At 59.6% G+C, this 19409-nt stretch carries 21 protein-coding genes and 1 pseudogene; 11 read left to right on the top strand and 11 right to left on the bottom strand.

Annotated elements, in window-relative coordinates:
- The first annotated feature begins 36 nt into the window (after nt 1-36).
- A complete protein-coding gene (locus tag ASD32_RS25080) occupies nt 37-816 on the top strand; it encodes an ABC transporter permease subunit (protein WP_060640992.1) in 780 nt (259 codons plus the stop codon).
- 34 nt (nt 817-850) lie between these two features.
- Nucleotides 851-1747, top strand: a complete 897-nt coding sequence (locus ASD32_RS25075; RefSeq protein WP_082546931.1) for an ATP-binding cassette domain-containing protein — start codon at nt 851-853, stop codon at nt 1745-1747.
- A 3-nt stretch (nt 1748-1750) separates the two neighbouring features.
- On the opposite strand, the gene ASD32_RS25070 is transcribed toward ASD32_RS25075, so the two are convergent.
- Both ASD32_RS25070 and ASD32_RS25065 read right to left on the bottom strand, forming a co-directional pair.
- Entirely contained in the window at nt 1751-2521 is a 771-nt protein-coding gene (locus tag ASD32_RS25070) for a hypothetical protein (protein ID WP_060640759.1), read from the bottom strand.
- 76 nt (nt 2522-2597) lie between these two features.
- On the bottom strand, nt 2598-2951 hold the full coding sequence (locus ASD32_RS25065; RefSeq protein ID WP_037096567.1) for a DMT family protein: 354 nt from the start codon (nt 2949-2951) through the stop codon (nt 2598-2600).
- Between the two features lie 258 nt (nt 2952-3209).
- Between ASD32_RS25065 and ASD32_RS25060 the strand changes: the two genes are divergently transcribed.
- The 3 genes from ASD32_RS25060 (at nt 3210) to ASD32_RS25050 (ending at nt 8772) form a co-directional block, all read left to right on the top strand.
- Nucleotides 3210-4439 (top strand): MFS transporter, encoded by a 1230-nt coding sequence (locus ASD32_RS25060; RefSeq protein WP_060640758.1) that lies wholly within the window; start codon nt 3210-3212, stop codon nt 4437-4439.
- Between the two features lie 110 nt (nt 4440-4549).
- Nucleotides 4550-7729, top strand: a complete 3180-nt coding sequence (gene uvrB / locus ASD32_RS25055) for an excinuclease ABC subunit UvrB (RefSeq protein WP_060640757.1) — start codon at nt 4550-4552, stop codon at nt 7727-7729.
- 572 nt (nt 7730-8301) lie between these two features.
- Entirely contained in the window at nt 8302-8772 is a 471-nt protein-coding gene (locus tag ASD32_RS25050; RefSeq protein ID WP_060640756.1) for a DUF3828 domain-containing protein, read from the top strand.
- A gap of 356 nt (nt 8773-9128) precedes the next feature.
- Here ASD32_RS25050 and ASD32_RS25045 read toward each other — a convergent pair whose 3' ends face one another.
- Nucleotides 9129-9707 (bottom strand): J domain-containing protein, encoded by a 579-nt coding sequence (locus tag ASD32_RS25045; RefSeq protein ID WP_060640755.1) that lies wholly within the window; start codon nt 9705-9707, stop codon nt 9129-9131.
- A 524-nt stretch (nt 9708-10231) separates the two neighbouring features.
- On the opposite strand from ASD32_RS25045, the gene ASD32_RS25040 reads away from it, so the two are divergent.
- Nucleotides 10232-10444, top strand: coding sequence for a cold-shock protein (locus ASD32_RS25040; RefSeq protein WP_037095903.1), 213 nt, complete (start codon nt 10232-10234; stop codon nt 10442-10444).
- A 233-nt stretch (nt 10445-10677) separates the two neighbouring features.
- Here the strand turns inward: ASD32_RS25040 and dusA are convergent, their stop codons facing one another.
- Complete coding sequence (gene dusA, locus ASD32_RS25035; RefSeq protein WP_156383348.1) at nt 10678-11790, bottom strand: tRNA dihydrouridine(20/20a) synthase DusA; 1113 nt, start codon at nt 11788-11790, stop codon at nt 10678-10680.
- 92 nt (nt 11791-11882) lie between these two features.
- Here dusA and ASD32_RS25030 point away from each other — a divergent pair, with 92 nt between their 5' ends.
- The 5 genes from ASD32_RS25030 to ASD32_RS29830 all read left to right on the top strand — a co-directional run bounded on the left by ASD32_RS25030 (nt 11883) and on the right by ASD32_RS29830 (nt 15570).
- A complete protein-coding gene (locus tag ASD32_RS25030) occupies nt 11883-12962 on the top strand; it encodes a site-specific integrase (protein WP_060640754.1) in 1080 nt (359 codons plus the stop codon).
- 133 nt (nt 12963-13095) lie between these two features.
- Nucleotides 13096-13983 (top strand): FRG domain-containing protein, encoded by an 888-nt coding sequence (locus tag ASD32_RS29225; RefSeq protein WP_082546930.1) that lies wholly within the window; start codon nt 13096-13098, stop codon nt 13981-13983.
- A gap of 262 nt (nt 13984-14245) precedes the next feature.
- Nucleotides 14246-14479 carry a hypothetical protein gene (locus tag ASD32_RS25020; RefSeq protein ID WP_060640752.1) on the top strand — a complete coding sequence of 78 codons (234 nt, stop codon included), beginning with the start codon at nt 14246-14248 and terminating at the stop codon, nt 14477-14479.
- Nucleotides 14476-14769, top strand: coding sequence for a hypothetical protein (locus ASD32_RS25015; protein WP_060640751.1), 294 nt, complete (start codon nt 14476-14478; stop codon nt 14767-14769). Before ASD32_RS25020 ends, ASD32_RS25015 begins: the two co-directional genes overlap by 4 nt.
- 66 nt (nt 14770-14835) lie before the next feature.
- Entirely contained in the window at nt 14836-15570 is a 735-nt protein-coding gene (locus tag ASD32_RS29830; RefSeq protein WP_156383347.1) for a hypothetical protein, read from the top strand.
- A gap of 90 nt (nt 15571-15660) precedes the next feature.
- Here ASD32_RS29830 and ASD32_RS25010 read toward each other — a convergent pair whose 3' ends face one another.
- The 7 genes and pseudogenes from ASD32_RS25010 to ASD32_RS24980 form a co-directional block, all read right to left on the bottom strand.
- Nucleotides 15661-15954, bottom strand: coding sequence for a hypothetical protein (locus ASD32_RS25010; protein WP_060640750.1), 294 nt, complete (start codon nt 15952-15954; stop codon nt 15661-15663).
- Nucleotides 15941-16399, bottom strand: coding sequence for a hypothetical protein (locus ASD32_RS25005; protein ID WP_060640749.1), 459 nt, complete (start codon nt 16397-16399; stop codon nt 15941-15943). Before ASD32_RS25005 ends, ASD32_RS25010 begins: the two co-directional genes overlap by 14 nt.
- A 4-nt stretch (nt 16400-16403) precedes the next feature.
- Nucleotides 16404-16709, bottom strand: coding sequence for a hypothetical protein (locus tag ASD32_RS25000; protein ID WP_060640748.1), 306 nt, complete (start codon nt 16707-16709; stop codon nt 16404-16406).
- Between the two features lie 14 nt (nt 16710-16723).
- Nucleotides 16724-17041, bottom strand: a complete 318-nt coding sequence (locus tag ASD32_RS24995; RefSeq protein WP_060640747.1) for a hypothetical protein — start codon at nt 17039-17041, stop codon at nt 16724-16726.
- Nucleotides 17042-17067: 26 nt separating this feature from the next.
- On the bottom strand, nt 17068-17760 hold the full coding sequence (locus tag ASD32_RS24990) for a TIGR02594 family protein (protein WP_082546929.1): 693 nt from the start codon (nt 17758-17760) through the stop codon (nt 17068-17070).
- A gap of 175 nt (nt 17761-17935) precedes the next feature.
- Nucleotides 17936-18439, bottom strand: coding sequence for a hypothetical protein (locus ASD32_RS24985; RefSeq protein WP_060640746.1), 504 nt, complete (start codon nt 18437-18439; stop codon nt 17936-17938).
- A gap of 24 nt (nt 18440-18463) precedes the next feature.
- Nucleotides 18464-19409: pseudogene (locus ASD32_RS24980) on the bottom strand (hypothetical protein); the annotation flags it as partial.

Genomic DNA, 19409 nt, shown 5'->3' with positions numbered 1-19409 from the left:
CAGAATGACGAAAACGCGCGAAGTAAAGGGCAGATGATGAAATCCACCGGTCAATCGATCCTGCGCAATGGCACCGGCTGGCTTTTGCCGGCCCTGATCGTGCTTGCCTGGGAAATTGCCGCCCGCACCGGGCTGATCTCGCCCAATGTCATGGCCGCCCCCTCCGCCGTTGCCGAAGCCTTCTGGCGTCTGCTGCTGTCCGGCGAACTCATCCGCAATATCGGCGTCAGCACCGCCCGCGCGCTGTCCGGCTTTGTGATCGGCGGCTCGATCGGCCTGATCTTCGGTCTTGCCAATGGTCTCTCGGGCCTGTCGCGCAACCTGACCGATACGACCCTGCAGATGGTCCGCAACATTCCGCATCTGGCGCTGATCCCGCTGGTCATCCTGTGGTTCGGCATTGACGAGGAGGCAAAGCTCTTCCTCGTGGCGCTCGGCGTGTTCTTCCCGATCTATGTCAACACCCTGCTCGGCATCCAGAGCGTCGATCCGCAGCTGGTCGAGATGGGCCGCGTCTATGGCATGTCGCGCACCACGCTGTTCTTCCGCGTCATTCTCCCCGGCGCCCTGCCCGCCATCTTCGTCGGCCTGCGCTATGCGCTGGGCATCATGTGGCTGACGCTGATCGTCGCCGAAACCATCGCCGCGTCTTCCGGCCTCGGTTACATGGCCATGCAGGCGCGCGAATTCCTGCTGATCGATGTCGTCGTCTTGTCGATCTTGATCTACGCGCTGCTCGGCAAGCTCGCCGACAGCTTTGCCAGGCTGCTGGAACGGTTGACGCTGCAATGGCATCCCGCCTTCCAGACCGCCTGACCCATCGCGAAACGAAAAATACGGAGTACCGAACATGTCCGTCATCGCCCTCGATCAAAAAAACAAGCCAGCGCATCCGGCCACAGTACACCCAGCCTCAGCGCACTCGGCAAAAGAAACGGCGGAAGCGCGCGCGCTGCGCGAAACGGCTCCGGGCCAATGGTTTCCCTATGCCGCGCCCCAGCCGCGCGAACGCGAAAACCGCGACATCGCCTTTTCCTTCCGTGGCATCAGCCGAAAATTCGGCGACAAGACCGTGCTGGATAATATCGATCTCGATGTGCCCGCCGGCCAGTTCATTGCCGTCATCGGCAAGAGCGGCTGCGGCAAGAGCACGCTGCTGCGGCTGTTGACCGGCCTCGACAAGCCGACATCGGGCACGCTGACCGTCAACAAGGGCGCGGAAGGTGAAAACCGCACCCGCATCATGTTCCAGGAACCGCGCCTGCTGCCCTGGGCAAAGATCGCCAAGAATGTCGAGGTGGGCCTCACCGGCATCGCCAAGGGCGCGCAGGCGCGCGAACAATCGCTTTCCATCCTCAGCGAAGTCGGGCTGGCCGACCGCGCCGAAGAATGGCCTTCCGTGTTGTCAGGCGGCCAGCGCCAACGTGTTGCGCTTGCCCGCGCGCTGGTCGCCCATCCCTATATCCTGGCGCTCGACGAGCCGCTCGGCGCGCTCGATGCGCTGACCCGCATCGAAATGCAGCACCTGCTCGAAAGCATCTGGCAGCAGCAGGCGTTTACCGCCGTTCTGGTCACCCATGATGTCGCCGAGGCCGTGGCGCTCGCCGACCGCATCATCGTCATCGATCACGGCAGGATCGCGCTGGATCTGGATATCCCGCTAGAACGCCCCCGCCGCCACGGCGCGCCTGAACTGGCCCGGCTGGAAGGCCAGATCCTCGACACGCTGTTTGGCGGTTCGAACTGATTCCTACGCCGCGGCCCGGCGAAAGGCTGCGGCGATCTGCCGGCTCGCCCATTGCACTGTGACGGATGCCAGCGACGAGATCAGAAACGCGATCTCGGCATTCTGTCCGGGCAGCGTCCAGATCAGGCACAGGCAGAAGGCCGCAAACGAAAACCGTCCGAGCACCATGCCGCGCAGCAGCCGGACGACAAAATCCGGGCCATAGGCGCGCTGCGACGATACCGACAGGATCAGCCCGAGCAGCGGAAACACGCTGAGTACGCCGCTCCACTGTGCCCCCAGCGACACCGACAGCATCGTCACCGCCAGCGTCAGCACCGCGCCGGAGATCATGCGCATCACGAGATCGGTGCGGGTGATCGATATGACCTTGGCGGCGGCCTGGGTTCGCGGCAGGAAAGTCTGCGCACAGGCGACGCCAAGCAGCGCCGCGCCCAGCGCAATGGACGGCGATCCCGGCAGGCTGGTGAGAGTGAAGGCCGCGATGAACCACGCGGCAAGTCCCATCACGGCCGCGACGGCATAATGATATTTCCGGCATGTCCAGGCATAGGCGAGGTTGAACGCCTCCGATGCGAAGATCGCCGACAAGGCCGCCGCCGCAGCCCCGGCGCCGAACACCGGCCCATGTTCCAGCACCAGCAGATAGAGGATCGGCCCGGCCACGATCGGCAGGCCGGCCAGCCAGCCGGCCACACCCGGTCCCCAGCGCACGGCGGCCATCGAGACAACGAGAAGAAAGAACGGAACGAGCGTGAGTTTCAGAAGCAGCATGCCCGTCCGGTATCACATCCTCGCCGATAGACCAGCCCTGATGTGAGAGCCTCGTACGATCCGGCCGGAGCGGAACTCAGCCCTTGAACACGAAAGCCGCACCACCCGCGATCATGCAGAATCCGATGGCATGGTTCCAGGTCAGCGATTCCTTCAGCCAGAACACCGAGAAGATCGCAAACACCACCAGTGTGATCACCTCCTGCATCGTCTTCAGCTGTGCAGCCGAATAGACCTCATGGCCGATCCGGTTGGCCGGAACCGCCAGGCAATACTCGAAGAAGGCGATGCCCCAGCTGGCGATAATCGCCATGTAGAGTGGCGACGAGGTGAATTTGAGGTGCCCGTACCAGGCGAAGGTCATGAAAATGTTGGACAGGACGAGCAGCACGATCGGCAGGACGGCCGCCGTATTCAATGAAAAAGGCATATTCGAATCCTTGGGAGTGCGATGGCAAACGGTGGCAAGCATGTACCGTTCCCGCAAACAACTTCAAGGCCGAATTTCAGAGCGGATTGCGGCTTTTTCAGACGGGCCGGAAGGCGCCGGGCGCGGTGGAACTTTTACCGCTTTCCGGCATTTTCGTCTCTGCCGGAAACTGAGCGAATGCAACGCTCAAAGACGGCCCTCTGACAGCCTGATATTGCCCCTGACAACCCTTCGCTCATCGCCACCGGGAGACTTCGCGTGTCGCCATCCTCCACCTCTGTCAGGGCGGGAACGCCGCTGATCGCGCTTGCTGCGCTGAACTTCTTTTTGGCAGATGCCCGCGATGGGCTTGGCCCCTTCCTCGATGCCTATCTGGCGACAAACGGCTGGTCGCCGTTCTCGCTCGGCATGATCGCCACGTTCGGCGGCATTCTCGGCATGGTCTCGACGCCGCTGTTCGGGGCACTCGTTGATGGCACGGTGTACAAGCGGCTGCTGGTCATCGTGCCGGTGATCCTGGTCACCGTGGCGGCACTTTTGACGCTGGCCATTCCCAATGTCTCCGTCGTCGTCGGCGGCCAGACGGTCACGGCGATCGTCGGTGCCGTCATCGGTCCGGCGCTGATGGGCCTGACGCTGGGCATTGTCGGCGAGGCGGCCTTTCCGGCACAGGTCTCGCGCAACGAGTTCTGGAACCATGCCGGCAATGTCGTGTCGCTGGCCGGCGTCTATGCAGCCACCGTGTTCTTCGGCATGGGCGGCATCATCGCCTTGATGATCATCACCGCCATCGGCGCCGTCGGCGCAGCCCTGATGATCGATCCCGCGAAGATCGACCATAAGGTCGCCCGTGGCCTCGGCCATGACGACGGCGCGCCCGGCCCGTCAGGCTATTCGGTGCTGATCGGCACGCCCGGTCTCGTCGTTCTGGCCGTGGTCATGCTGGTCTTTCATTTCGGCAATGCGCCGATCAGCCGGCTGGTAGCCCAGCAATTCTCCGTCGAACTGGGAACACCGTTCCGCACCACGGCGCTGATCACCGGCGTCGCGCAGCTGACGATGATCGGCGCGGCCATCGCCGCCCCCTTTCTGATCCGCCGTTTCGGCCTGGCCGCCGTCTTCATCATCGCGCTCTGCGCCCTGCCCATCCGGGGCGCGATCGCCGGCAGCATCGGCGATTTCTGGATGGTCTATCCCGTGCAGATCCTCGATGGCCTCGGCGCCGGGCTGATCGGCATCGCCACGCCGATTGCCGCCGAGCGCATCCTGTCCGGCTCCGGCCGCTTCAATGTCGGCCTGGCCGCCGTCATGACGGTGCAGGGCATTGGCGCCTCCACCAGCAATATCGTCGCCGGCTGGCTGGTACAGACCTATGGCTTTGCGCTGGCCTATTGGGTGCATGGCGCGATTGCCGTCCTGGCGCTGGTGCCGTTTCTGATCTGGCGCAACAGCGTCGCACCACACGCGCCCGAAGGCCGGACCGCCTGATGCCGGCGCAAACAGCTCATGTCAGAAACTGGCAGTAGCCCGCCATACCCTTTCCTTTTCGACCTCATCGCCCCCTTCACATTTCACCGGACTCTCTCCATATTCCCCGCATGTCGAAAGCACCAAAAAAATCCCCCCGTCCCGACCTTAGCGGCTTCGAGGAGGCCCCCCAGGCGTCGTTCGAAGGCGCCCCCCTGTCGTCGAATGTGTCCGATTGGGCCAACGAACTGCAGCGCATGGCCGAGGCCGAGACGATCGAGACCCGCCACGACGTCGCCTCCAAGGCGGGCAAGCACCGCAAGAAAGTCGAGATCGCCGCCCAGAAGGCGAAGCAGGACAAGGCCGGCAAGGACACGGTCGGCGCCAGCCGCTCGGCCCGTGGCACCTCCATGGGCGGAACGTCGGACCCGAAAGCGCGGGCCGCCGCCGGCCTGAACCCCGTGTCCGGCATGAACACCTCTTTGGAGGACGCAGAGGCGCTGGCATCCGGCTCCGTCACCGCCACCGTCGAGGCCCTCTCGGCGCTGATCGAATCCGGCAATCCGTTGTTCAAGGACGGCAAGCTGTGGACGCCGCACCGGCCGGCCCGGCCGGAAAAGTCCGAAGGCGGCATCGCCATCCGCATGCAGTCGGATTTCGAACCGGCCGGCGACCAGCCGACAGCCATCAAGGATCTCGTCGAGGGCCTGTCGAACGGCGACCGCTCCCAGGTCCTGCTCGGCGTCACCGGTTCCGGCAAGACCTTCACCATGGCGAAGGTGATCGAGGCTACACAACGCCCCGCCGTCATCCTGGCCCCGAACAAGACGCTGGCCGCCCAGCTTTATTCCGAGTTCAAGAACTTCTTCCCCGACAACGCGGTCGAATATTTCGTCTCCTACTACGATTACTACCAGCCGGAAGCCTATGTGCCGCGCTCGGACACGTTCATCGAGAAGGAATCCTCGATCAACGAGCAGATCGACCGGATGCGCCACTCCGCCACCCGCTCGCTGATCGAACGCGACGACGTCATCATCGTCGCCTCGGTCTCCTGCATCTATGGTATCGGCTCGGTCGAGACCTATACCGCGATGACCTTCCAGATGACGGTCGGCGACCGGCTCGACCAGCGCCAGTTGCTCGCCGATCTCGTCGCCCAGCAATACAAGCGCCGCGACATGGATTTTCAGCGCGGCAGTTTTCGCGTGCGTGGTGATACGATCGAAATCTTCCCGGCGCATTTGGAAGACGCAGCCTGGCGCATCTCGATGTTCGGCGACGAGATTGACGGGATTACCGAGTTCGATCCGCTCACCGGCCAGAAGACCGACGACCTGAAGAGCGTCAAGATCTACGCCAATTCCCACTATGTGACGCCGCGCCCGACGCTCAACCAGGCGATCAAGTCGATCAAGGAAGAGCTGAAGCTGCGCTTGGCCGAACTGGAAAAGGGCGGCCGCCTGCTTGAAGCCCAGCGGCTGGAACAGCGCACCCGCTACGATATCGAGATGCTGGAAGCCACCGGTTCCTGCGCCGGCATCGAAAACTATTCGCGCTATCTGACGGGCCGCAGCCCCGGCGAGCCACCGCCGACCCTGTTCGAATATATCCCGGACAACGCCCTCCTGTTCATCGACGAAAGCCATGTCTCGGTCAGCCAGATCGGCGGCATGTACCGGGGCGACTTCAGGCGCAAGGCGACGCTGGCGGAATACGGCTTCCGCCTGCCATCGTGCATGGACAACCGGCCGCTGCGCTTCGAGGAATGGGATGCCATGCGCCCCGATACGATCGCTGTGTCGGCGACCCCGGCCGCCTGGGAGCTGGAACAGTCCGGCGGCGTCTTTGCCGAACAGGTCATCCGCCCCACGGGCCTGATCGACCCGCCCGTCGAGGTCCGCTCGGCCAAAACCCAGGTGGACGACGTGCTCGGCGAAATCCGCGAGACCGCGCAGGCCGGCTACCGCACGCTGGTCACCGTGCTCACCAAGCGCATGGCCGAGGACCTCACCGAATATCTGCACGAACAGGGTATTCGCGTCCGCTACATGCACTCGGATATCGACACTCTGGAGCGCATCGAGATCATCCGCGACTTGCGTCTGGGTGCGTTCGATGTGCTGGTCGGCATCAACCTGTTGCGCGAAGGCCTTGACATCCCCGAATGCGGCTTCGTCGCCATTCTCGATGCCGATAAGGAAGGCTTTTTGCGCTCGGAAACCTCGCTGGTCCAGACGATCGGCCGCGCCGCGCGTAACGTCGATGGCAAGGTCATCCTCTATGCCGACCAGATCACCGGCTCGATGAAGCGCGCCATGGAGGAAACCTCGCGCCGCCGCGAAAAACAGGTGGCCTATAACGAGGCCCACGGCATCACACCGGAATCGGTCAAGGCCCGCATTTCCGACATCCTCGATTCCGTTTACGAAAAGGACCATGTCCGCGCCGATATCGGCATTCGCGGCGTCAAGGGCGGCATCACTGACATGGTCGGCAACAACCTCGCCGCCCATCTGGAAGCGCTGGAAAAACAGATGCGCAACGCCGCCGCCGACCTCGACTTCGAAACCGCCGCCCGCCTGCGCGACGAAATCAAACGCCTCAAGGCCGCCGAACTCGCCGTCATGGACGATCCGATGGCTCGGCAAGAGGCAAGAGCGATGGAAGGCAGCGGCAAGCCCACCGGTTCGAAAAAGAAGGGTGCGGCAAACGGGGGCCCTGCCTCTCCCCTTGCGGGAGATGATAGCTTACCCCAACAGGCGCAGCCGATTGGCGAGGCAAGCGTGGTGAGGGGTCCCTCGCTCTTCGCCAAACCCAGCCTCGACGACATGGGCCCGGGCACCGACATGACCCGCCCGGCCCGCAAACCGTCACCCCTGAACGAGCCCGGTGAGCGTGGCGAGCCCGGTGAGAATCGTGATCGTGGCGATTCCGGTGAGCGTGGCGCGCCCGGAGACACCACCGTCCCCAGCACATTCCGCAAGCCCGGTCTCGACGAGATGGGCCGCGACATCGCCACGCCTGCCCGCCCGCAGAGCAGCCTGTTCCGCAAGAACAGCCTCGACGAAATGACCGTCGGCCGCACCGAAAAGCCGCTGAACACCACGGGCAAGCTGCCGGAAAAGCCGAAGACCGAGCCCGGAAACCGCATCGCACCGCTCCTGGAAGGCCAACCGCAAAAGCACGACCCCGCCGCCGGCGCCAAACCCTTCATCCGCGCCAAGCCGGGCGCCGGCTCCTACGAGGACGCCGGCGATATGAAGCGCCAGAAGAAAACCAAGGGAAAGACGGGCCGGCCGGGTCAGTAATCGCCCCCCGAGTCCGGAACCTTTTTTCTCCCCCGGCGGAGAGTCCGGGGCCTTTCCTCTCCCCTTGCGGGAGAGGATAGTTCGCCCCAAGAGGCAAAGCCGATTGGCAAGGCGAACTTGGTGAGGGGTATGATCCCGCCCAAGCTCAAGCGAATCTCGCTTTCCCCCAGCGGGGAGAAATGATGCAAAGTGCCGGATGACGGGGCCGAAGGCCACCGCCTCAAACTCCCTCTACGCCGAACCGCCCCCTCATCGCCTCGCTTCGCTCGGCCCTTCTCCCCGCTGGGGAGAAGGGGGAGCCCGCCGCGAGCCCCCTGCCTTACCTTCTCTCCAGCGGGGAAGGCCGTCGCTATCCCTACGCTCCCTCTTCTCCCCAGCGTGGAAGCCCCGCCGCTGGCCCCACGCTCCCTCTTCTCCCCAGCGGGGAGAAGGTGCCCGAAGGGCGGATGAGGGGGCCGGAGGCCACCGCCTCCATCTCCACCGCCACCCCAAGCCCCCAAAAATGCAGCATGGCCAGACCAGCCCCCATCGGCTACTCCTCCAGAAACACCCCAAGCCCAGGACCAAGCCCCATGCGCCTGCCCGCCCTCGCTCTCTTCCTGACCACACTGTCAGCCCTCTCAGCCTCTCCTGCTGCCGCCCAGACCTACAAGACGCCGCAGGCACTGCTGCAGGCGCTTTACCGCTACGACACGGCCCAGACCAGCGACGGTGCCCCGTCGCTCTATTCCCCGTTCTTCTCCGACCAGTTGAACGCCCGCTTCCAGGACGACGCCGACACCACGGAACCTGGCGACAGCGGCACGATCGACTTCGACCCGATCATCTCCGGCCAGGACGGCCAGGCCACTCATGTCGAGATCGGCGAACCGATCGTCCTCGACGGCACCGCCGAAGTCGAAGTCTCCTTCGAGAATTCCGAACCGGTGACGCTCTACTACACCCTCGTCCAGGAACATGGCGGCTGGAAAGTTGATGATATCGCTAACCAGCAGGGGGAATACCCGTGGAGCTTGAGTGCTTTGTTTGATGGAGCGCAGTAGCACCGTGGGGCAACAGTGGCAAAAGCACGAGCGATACCGCCCACGAAACTCTGCCCTTTCAACACCCTCTGCGGGGGTGAATTTACCCCAAAAAGCGCCGCAACCTTACCTCTCCCCTTGCGGGAGAGGACACAAAATCAACACCTTAGCCGAAGGCTAAGTGTTAGATTTTGTTGGTGAGGGGCACCCCCAGGCTCTCCCAAAGCTCACCCCCAAAAACCCGCCTCGCGATAAGCGCCGCTTCAACGCCTTCCGCCGCACGAGGGAAAAAATCCTGTCGCCGCCACGCCAACCGCAGCAAACGGCGTAAATGCGAAGCCGCTCCCAGAAAGAGACCCCGCAACACAACGCGCGCTCTACTCCGCCGCCGCCTCCAGCCGTTCCAGCTCGTAGGAATAGCCCTCCAGGATCGTATAGGCCTGTTCGGTCGCCTCGATCTGCGCCTCGGCGCTGCGGATGGCGTCGGCGATCGATTGCGAGCGGGTGCGCAGCATCGAGCCAAGAATATCGGCGGCCGGGCGGCGGCCCAGCCGGTCGAGATGCTGACGGACGCGGGCGCGATGACGCTCCAGTTCGAGAATGTGAAACCGGCTCTTGACGATATCATCAGACAGTTTGCGGCGCATGGCGGCGACGGGGTCGAAACTGCCGGGCTCGCGCTCGTCGAGGATGAAGTCGTTGACCAGCGTTTCCAGCTTGAGGATGCCCTGCAGATCGCGCGGGTCGGCCAGCTGCGGATCATAACCGGTATTGTCATAGACCTTGCGGCGCACGGGGTCCTTCAACAGGTCATAGCTTGCCTGCAGCCGGCCGAAGGCCTCCGGTTCGCCGCCGCTGTCGGGATGAACCGTCTTCACCAGCTTGCGATAGGCCGCCTTGACCGCCTGATCGTCGGCGCCGCGCTCCAGTCCCAGCGTTTCATAGGGGTCGATCACGACGCCACCTCTTCAGTCCAAGCATTCGTCCAGTCCGCTCCTGACCTACCCTTTAGCCCACCCGGCATCAACCCAAAAGCGGATGCGGCGCGGCCAACCGTTACCCTGACACGGCCCCTTAATCGGACATTGCCGGGACCAAATTGTGGTGAGATCGCGACACCGTCCGGTTTTCCCCGGCCATGGCGTCAGCGCCGCGCAAAACCCTGTCAATGTCCCGCCCTGGTGCATCCCGGACGCAGCACCGCCAGGCGGTTGAGTGCAAAGGATTAAACGCTTGCTATTTTCTTTTTTTGCTGCAAATATTTCCGCGTTCGGGCGTTTTCTATCCCGGAGACTGGACTGGCTGTATGGTCCCGGAGGTAATCCGGGCGTGTCGATAAAAACGGCACTGTAGACGTTCTTTCCCCGTTATCGTGACTTCACCGACTGGCTTTCCGAAATAAAGACAACACCGGAAAGAAAAACGTCTCCACCCTGGCAGGGGTGAAGACACATCATTAAGGGAAAAAAGGACTTCTCCCATGGCCACCAAGGGCACCGTAAAATTCTTCAACCAGGACAAGGGTTTTGGTTTCATCACGCCGGAAGGCGGCGCTAAGGACGTGTTCGTTCACATCTCCGCGCTGCAGGCCGCTGGCCTCCAGACCCTGAAGGACGGCCAGCAGGTCACCTTCGACACCGAGCCGGATCGCATGGGCAAAGGCCCGAAGGCCGTCAACATCCAGGCCGACTAAGCCTAGATCCGACTGCCTGCGAACACTGAATTAAACGGCGTCCTTCTGGGGCGCCGTTTTTTTGTTGGTGGGTAGGTTTTAGTGGGTAGGTTTTAGTGGGTAGTGGGTAGTGGGTAGTGGGTAGTGAATAGCGAATAGCGAATAGCGAATAGCGAATAGCGAATAGTGAATAGTGAATAGTGAATAGTGCAATCTCTTCTATTCGCTATTCGCTACTCACTATTCGCTAAAAACTACTCACTACTCACCAATTCCTTCGCCTCTGCCGCAACAAACACCGCCTCAAACGCTGCGGCAATCACCTCCGGCCCGGCGCCTGCCCGCGTCGCATCCGCCGACAGGATCTGACGGAAGCGCCGGGCGCCCGGCCAGCCCTGGAAGAGGCCGACCATATGACGGGTCACATGGATCAGCCGCCCGCCGGAGGCGATATGCCGGGCCGCATAGCCCATCATCGCATCCCGCACCCCGCCCCAGAATGCCAGCGACTGCCGGTGTCCGTTGGCGGTAAAAGTCTCACTGCTGACATCCAAGGGCGCAGCCCCCGAGACCGGATGCGGAAACACACCATCCACCGCCGTCAGCATGGCACTGTCATGATAGGGCGCCCGCCCCAGCATGACGCCGTCGAGAGCAGCCCCCTTGTTCAACTCTTCGAACGCTTGATTCAAACTGCCAAGACCGCCATTGATACCAATGAAAAGACTGGGATTTTCCGCCTTCAGCCGGTGAACGAGATCGTAATCCAGCGGCGGGATATCGCGGTTTTCCTTGGGCGACAGTCCCTGTAGCCAGGCTTTGCGGGCATGCACCCAGACCGCATCGGCGCCAGCCTGCGTCACCCGCGATACGAGATCGCGCAGCGCAAGCTCCGGATCCTGATCGTCCACCCCGATCCGGCACTTGACCGTGACGGGAATAGACACAGCAGCCTTCATGGCCGCCACGCATTCCGCCACAACCGCAGGCTCGCGCATCAGGCAGGCACCAAACGTGCCCGACTGCACCCGGTCGGAGGGACAGCCGACATTGATATTGATCTCGGCATAGCCGAACTCTTCGCCGATCCGCGCGGCGCGCGCCATCTTGCCGGGATCATTGCCGCCCAGTTGCAAGGCCACCGGATGCTCCACCGCATCGAAACCCAACAGCCTCTCCCGGTCCCCCCGCAGGATGGCCTCGGAAACGATCATCTCGGTATAGAGCAAGGCATGTTTGGACAGCTGGCGGGCAAGAAACCGGTAGTGCCGGTCGGTCCAGTCGATCATCGGAGCGACGGCAAAGACGGGGTGCTTGAAGTACCCTGTCTGGCCTTGATTTTCACTATACGTTTTCAATTCGTTCACGTCTCGTTTTATATCGTTATCGCTCTTTTCCGGCCGTTTCCTCCATGCTAATGCTACGCCGTAGCACTGAGAGAAGGCGTGTAGCACCGGCAATGGGTACGATAACCGAGAGAAAACGAGCGAATGGGTCGAAATCTTATACTGCGCAAATCAGGATAAAGCGAGACGGCAAAATCGCTCACTCGGAGGCGCAAACCTTCGAGCGCCGTCCGGCGGCCAACGCCTGGCTGAAAAAGCGCGAAAACGAACTGAGTGCGCCTGGCGCGCTTTCGACCGGCAAGAACCCTAATATTACCTTGGCGGATGCCATCGATCGTTACGTTAGCGAGAGCCAGAAGTCATACGGCAAGACGAAGGCACAGGTGCTCAAATCCATTAAAGATTTTCAAATCGCCTCTATGAAATGCCGAGATATCGGAAGTGCCGATATCGTTGAGTTCGCGCAGGAATTAGGCGACGGGCGGCAGCCGCAAACGGTTGGAAATTATCTGTCACACCTCTCAACCATCTTCGCTATTGCCAAGCCCGCCTGGGGTATTGAACTAAACTATACCGCCATGCTCGACGCGCAAAAAGTGCTGAAGCGCTTAGGAACAGCAGGCAGGTCAAAAGAGCGTGACCGGCGGCCAACGATTGAGGAGCTGGACAAGATACTTGCTCACTATGAAGATCGACAGATCCGCGTACCAACCATGGCGCCGATGTCATCAATCATATTGTTTGCTCTGTTTTCGACGCGGCGCCAGGACGAGGTTTGCCGGATAACTTGGTCTGATCTCGATGTCGAACATGGACGGGTCCTGGTGCGCGACATGAAAAATCCGGGTGAGAAGATCGGTAACCATGTCTGGTGCGACCTAGTACCCGAGGCCTTGGCAGTTCTAAAGGCTGTTCCTCATCAGAACGATGATCGCATCTTTCCCTACGAAGCTAAATCAGTCAGCACCTCGTTCACCAGGGCCTGCAGCCTTCTGGATATCGACGATCTTCATTTTCATGACCTGCGCCATGAAGGGATATCACGCCTCTTCGAGTTGGGATGGTCCATACCGCATGTTGCGACCGTGTCAGGACACCGCTCATGGAATTCCTTGAAACGTTACGCTCACCTGAAATCCCGTGACATAGACAAATACGTGAATTGGGCACGGAGACCGCCCTGTAAGGAGTAGTCGCCATGTATCACATGACTCATGCAATGAGCGCGCAACGCTGGTACAGTACTATTCGTGCGATATAACGGTATCTTACGACGGGGTAACCCGCGCCGTCTCAGATTGAGTATAATTTAAATCGGTACCGAAAATGGCAGAAATAAACATTATCGAATTTAAGACTGCGAAAGAACTGCTTTCCGCATTGAGGCTATCAAATGACTTATGGTGGGATGGCGGTCAAATTTCGACAAGAAGTTACTTTCGAGGGCATGCCAATGCAGACTGGTTACTTCTCCCGTCAGGGCATCGCGAACTGGGCGATCATAATCTTCTCACGCCACTCATCAACAGGATTGAAGAACGAATTAGAAACGGAAGCCTGAAATATGCAAATGATGAAAGCGATGATGATAAAAAACTAATAGCTTGGAACAACGCGCTTGCCGACGCTCTAGCAATTTTTTCGGAAACATGCCGCAAGATAGGGCTACCGGTGCCTTACTTGCATCGGCAACCGACCGATCGGTCCAGCCTAATATGGCCCCCATCGCCACCACCTCAGACTCTCTCTGCGATAGCCCAACACCACGGCATTCCGACCGGACTACTCGACTGGACTGAAAACCCTTTGGTCGCTGCTTTTTTTGCCGCGGAAGAGCCCAGAGGCGAAAAGATTTGCGTTTGGGCAATCAAGGAATCGATACTGTTCCCTAGGGCGTCAAAAGAGATAGGCTTTGACAATATTGGCATCCATCTCATCAAGTTCCATGAGAGGGACAACCACTATTTATTTGCTCAAAAAGGCCTATTTTCCGATATCCAAAACTCGACTCAATATTTCCTTGGAAGAGGAAAATGGCCAGACTTGGAAACAGTGCACGCGTTTTTGGACGAGCCAATTTTAACAAAACTGACGCTTCCCAGTGCGGAAGCAAAATCCTTGATTGGTCTTTTGGATAGAGAAGGCATAAGCCGCGCCCAGTTGACGCCGAGCTACGACAACGCAGCAAAAGCGGCGATCAAAGGATGGAGTTAACCCTGCGAACGGGGATTATAGGCCGTGCCGTCCGATTGCATAGGTTCAGTGCAGTTCGTGCTATTCATGGGTTGCTGATCAGAGTGAAAAATAGTCCTCCGTGCCGAGCTACGGAAAGTGAACCTATCCAACGGCTCGGCGATTTTCTCGACACTGATTGTTCGTCAGCATTCATTATGCTTTTCGAAATTGTGTCCAGACGGTATCGGTAGGCCTCGCCTTTTGACCATCGCTCTCTATCCTCCATTCAGGAGGAATTGCCATGCGCGCCATCATGCCCCCTGCTCAGTCCGGCCCCTACCCCGACCGTCACCTTCACTGCCAGATGTTAATGGAGGAGCGCTTCAGGGCAGTGCTCGATGATGCCGTCGCAGCAGGATGGGCACTCGACGAAGCGGCAACGGCCATGGTCGAGCTGGCCGATAACCAGGTCCTCATGATCATGGCGAACGCTGAGACAGACGACGAGATTGCGCGAACGATAAAAAGCCGATGACGGACTACCAGCCCAAATACAAATGGCGCCGCACCCAGCTAGATGAAAACGACCCGCCCACGGACTTGGATTGGATCGGAATGGATGGCGTGCTGCCGATCGGTCGGATCAGGAAGGAAACGGCTGGGCCGACGAAGGGGAAATGGCACTGGGCAGGCTGGTACCCTAAAACACACATGGGCAGCCCGCCAACTCCGAACGCTGGCTATGAGGCGACAGCTCGGCTTGCCACGCAAAAGGTCGAGGGATACTGGGAGCTGAGCTTGCGTAAAATGAAATCGCGCAATTGAACCCTCGAACAACTCAATCCTGAACGTAGCGGCGCGTGTCGCCTCTTTTTTTGAATGGACGCATCCGTGAAAAAATACGCTATAGATTTTAGACTAGTTAGAGAAAAACTGGAAAAAGTAACTGATTTCGCGGATTTTTGTCGGCTAATACGGCAGTATGATAGCTGCTGCTCGACAAGAAATGATTTAAGGTCTGCAAGTAACTCAATAACTACATTGAAGAACATACATGAATTTGCGGAAATGAGAAAAGCCTATGGAGAGGCCTTGGTCACACATGCCGTACTTATGTACACTCGTTCATGCCATTCAAAACAAAGCCGCAGATCTAACGTCGGCGCTACAAAAGATTTTACGTCGCGTCACAAAGCCTGCCATGCACGGGTCGTTGACCTTCGGGACAAAGTGATCGCTCACTTTGGAGATCCGATCTTCTTTTCGGGTCGTGATTGGGTCAAAGAAAGACCGACGTATATTGTTACCGATGATCATGAAGGCCTCGCTTTCTGCTCGATACGGTCCATTTACAACTTAGATATTGTCGCCGATCTGACTGAGGTGATTTCCAGAAGCTTAGAAACAATCACCAAAATCATCGAAGAAAAAGACGCCGCGCTTTGCGTTCAAATAGAAGAACGTATCTCCGACTTAAGATTAAAAAATGCTATTGAAAGCTCACCGTTTCAACCAGAGAAATTCTACCACTCCGCTGAAGCTGTGCGCTCATATTGGGAAAATACGTCAGGAAGCATCCATACATCTGGCTATAACCTACCGAACCGAGCGGACCCAGACGAGTGAGTTCGAGGTGAAACCGAGTGGCGCTGCACAGAGCACTTACGGCTGATTATTGGGAAGGTCGAAAGAGTAGGAGTGACCATCGCACCATACTTACCTCCGGTCCGGAATACGCTCGAGCAAATCTTCCAGCGCGTCCTTGATGTCTGCTCTCTCCCGATCAGCCAAAATCGCAAGGCTAGCCGCCACGCCGGCAACGCCGTCGGCAACTCGTTTCGTCTCCACTATCAGTTCATCCATCTGCATTCGATTGCCAAATTCCAGTCCGACGCTGGCAACCACCGGATCAACTGCATTCTGTGTTGGCTTCTTGCGGTATCCGGCGAGCGCCATGAGTAGCCCGCCGAAGAACACGCCGGCGTAGGTCAAAAATTCATTGATCGTCACCGGCATTTCTCCGCGCATGAGCATGATCTATCGAGCGGGCATCGCCCATGGCGCACATGATGTTGAGCATATCCATGCCGAGGAAGCCCACGGCCAGGATGAAGGCGAAACCAAACGTCTGGGCAAAAGAAAGAACAATCTGCGTCCACAAGAAGCAGGACAAGAACGCCATCGCCGCCCGCATGTAGGGGCTTCGTCGCCAAGCCCCGTTGACCAGGAGGACAAGAAGGCGGGCGAACGCAAACACCATCAGCACAACGGACCAAACCGGCTGCGGAGCTATCATCTGCAGCAGATTGTAGGCCTGTGTCTTTGCGGTCGCCATAAGGTCGGGATTTGCCGAGAGCATCCACCCCGTTCCAAACAGAGTGAATGCGGCAATCCACTCCGAGCGCCTTGGATAGAAAGACGCTGCGAAGTTTTGGCGGATGTGGGTGATAAGCATCCGGTTATTTCTGCCCCGGCGCCGACACCGTGATGTCGGGCGCGTTGCCAGGTGTTTTGATCACCACGTCTTGGTTCGCCGGGATCTGCGAATCAATTTCCTTGGCAGCCTCCATCGCCTTCGCGGAGGGGCGCTTCACCAGAGCCCAGACGACGGTCAGCAGACCGACGAGCGCGGAGACGATGATATCGAGATTTTCACCCAGGATGGCGTTGTGCTCGGGCGAAAGCCATCCATGCGTGAACATGGCGGCCATCAGCGAGACGATGGCATACCGGACGACAACCGGGACGTAGCTGGTGAGGTTCATAGCAGTTTCTCCAATTATTCGGCGGTCTGCGCTTCCTTAAGCGCGGCCGAGATGATGACGGAAGCGGAGACGACACGGACAAGCGCATCAGCGGCCGTGACGCCGGCAGGGTTGGCGCAGATGATGACAACGCCGCCATAAGCCGCTTCCACCTTCGCAACGGTGCGGGGTTTGACGTTGCCGGTTGCCGCAGCGGCCAAGAACGCCACGCGGGCCGTCTCGACGATCTGGCAGGCTTTTGGCAGATTGGTCTGGATCGCAGTGTCGATCGATGTGGTGGTGCAAGCGGACAGCGTAATGCATGCCGCTGCTACGATGAGCAGAGAGCGCATGATAGTTCCTTGATGTTAAGGGCGGGTTAGGCTTCGTTGGTAGAGAGTTTGCCGTCGCTTTGGACGGTCGGGACCGCGCCTTCCGGCAACGGTTCGCCCTTCGGCCACCAGTAACCGGTGACGCGGGAGACTGCGAAAGGTTTAATATTGACGGCGTCGGCCTGGTTTCCGCCGAGAACCATCAGATTGCCAGCGCTATCCCGGCCGACGACAAACCCGACATGACCGCCACCAGTGCGCTTGAACGTGACGACGCAACCCACGGCCGGGCCAGCGAGCTTCAAGCCCCACTTTTCATAGGATCGAGCCATGCCGGAGCGTGTCGAGGTGATGCCGGAGCTTTCCAGAACAAACCCGATGAAGCCCGCGCACCAGGGCGTTTCATCGTCCTTGAAAGGTAGGCCGAGCGTTTTCCACATTTCCAGAATTTCCGGGGCGTGGTTCTTGCCCTTGATCTCCCGTAGGCCGGAATAACGGCGGGCAAACGTCAGCCATCGCGGCTCTCCGGAGCCCAAAGGCTTCTGCCCCGCGACCGGGTAACCGAACAGCTTTTCAAGCGTGAGCGGGCCAACGTATGGCCGCGCCTGCAGGCCAACCGACTTTTTGAAAGCGGTGATGGCCTTCTCAGTGTCCGGCCCCATGATGCCATCGGCACCGGACTTGCCGACCTTGAAGCCAAGCGCAAGCAGCCGCCGCTGAATGTCAGCGATCGTTTTCATGGTGATTTCCTCAAATTGTGGGGATTGACGTTTTGCCCGCTCGCACCAAATTTGTGCAAATTAGCGAGGGGCAGGAATGACTTACGATTGGGACGGCCGGAAAAACCGGCTCGTTAAAGCCGTCAAGCTGACGACGGGTGCGGCACTAACGCTGTTTGTGCTTGGAATGCCGCTGCTAATTTTCAGCTGAAAGGGGATTTGCAGCAGTTGCAAGCTGCTCCGTAAGCTCGGCGATCAGCGCGAGCCGCGATGTTGCCTCCTCCTGCAGGGCTGAGACAGTCGCCTGCGCTTCCTGCAGCTGGGTAGTTTTCTGGTCCAGATTCGTTTGTAGGATCGTAGCCTGCATTTCCGCTGCCGACTTTGCCTCTAGCGCCTGGTCGCGACCTTGATGGGCTGCCTCGATTGCGGCGAGAGCGGCCTCCAGATCACCCTGCAAAGTTTCGACCTGCGCATTCAGTGCAGTCACCTGCGAAAGCGCCGCCTGCGTCGCCGTCGTCATGATCGCGCTGGTCGGAAAGCCTTCCATCTGGAGCGGGGCCGCCGGCAGTATTTCATCCTTCAGCACCTCGCCATCAAGAATGACGCGCCGGCGGCTCTGCACGTGCGCACCTTTCGGGGCGCCCTCCTCGTCGAAACGGACGAGGATTTCATAGGGGATCGTCTGGTCGGTAAGGGGCATTGGAGTTCCTTCAGTGAATGGAGTTTAGGAAACGATTGCGCCATCGGGAAAGCGCCAGTTGGTGCCGTCAGAGACGGCAAGGCGCTTGTTGCCGGTGCCATTTGAGACGTAGGCTTGGCACTGCGCAAAGGCCGACGCCGCCGGGAGGGTGGCAACTGTGAATGAGGGGTTTTTCAGGGGGGCCAAAAGAGAGAGGACGCCATTCGTTCTGTCCACAGTCATCGGCGTATCGACAAAAACACCGCTGTCATTGTAGCGATTTAAAACGAAGTTATCGGTGGTGGCGCCGGATAGAAGCGCCCACCGGTCCACATTGGCGGAGCGGAACCTGAAAAGCTTGTTGGATGCAGCCGCACCGTTGATCAAAACAACGGATGAGGTTTCGGCATCCCCCCCAACGGTAACAGCAGACGCTCGCACATCCGAGTAGCGACGCGCGGCCGTTCCGAGCGCCTGCCCCTTGTCTGCCGTTGGCCCGGCTACTTGAGCGTAGACGGGGTTGAGAAAAGCAGCTGTGTTGTAGACAGCCTCCCAGGAACCCGGAACGCCGGCGGCGATGATGCGTGTCAAGCAGAGCGTCGATGATACGTGGTAGAACACTTGCACAGCGTATGACGCATCAAATTGGAGATGCAGGTACGTGCCAGAGTTACCAGCCGAGCCCGTCGCGCTCGCTGCAGCTTTGTAGACACCCGTTTGCGTCAATGTATTAAGATCCGTGACGGTCACGGCGATCGACTGCAGACCGGCGCGAAGGCGGGCGTCAGGGAGGGTGCCCGTCGTCAGATCGGTCGCCGATCCGGACGCGGCCACCGGCGCGAGCCCCAGAACGGTACGCGCCGCCGCTGCACTGGCCGCAGCAATCAAAGATCTGCCAAATGCAGTGAAGGTCGCCAAAGCGGCAGTGCCGGTCCCTGTAAAATAAGGAACCCGATCCGCAACCGTCGCCAGACCGGCAATGGCATAAAGG

The sequence above is a fragment of the Rhizobium sp. Root483D2 genome (assembly GCF_001426685.1).
Lineage (GTDB): Bacteria > Pseudomonadota > Alphaproteobacteria > Rhizobiales > Rhizobiaceae > Pararhizobium > Pararhizobium qamdonense.
The sequence above is the reverse complement of the archived record's forward strand: the minus strand, read 5'-3'. Positions and strand labels throughout refer to the sequence as shown.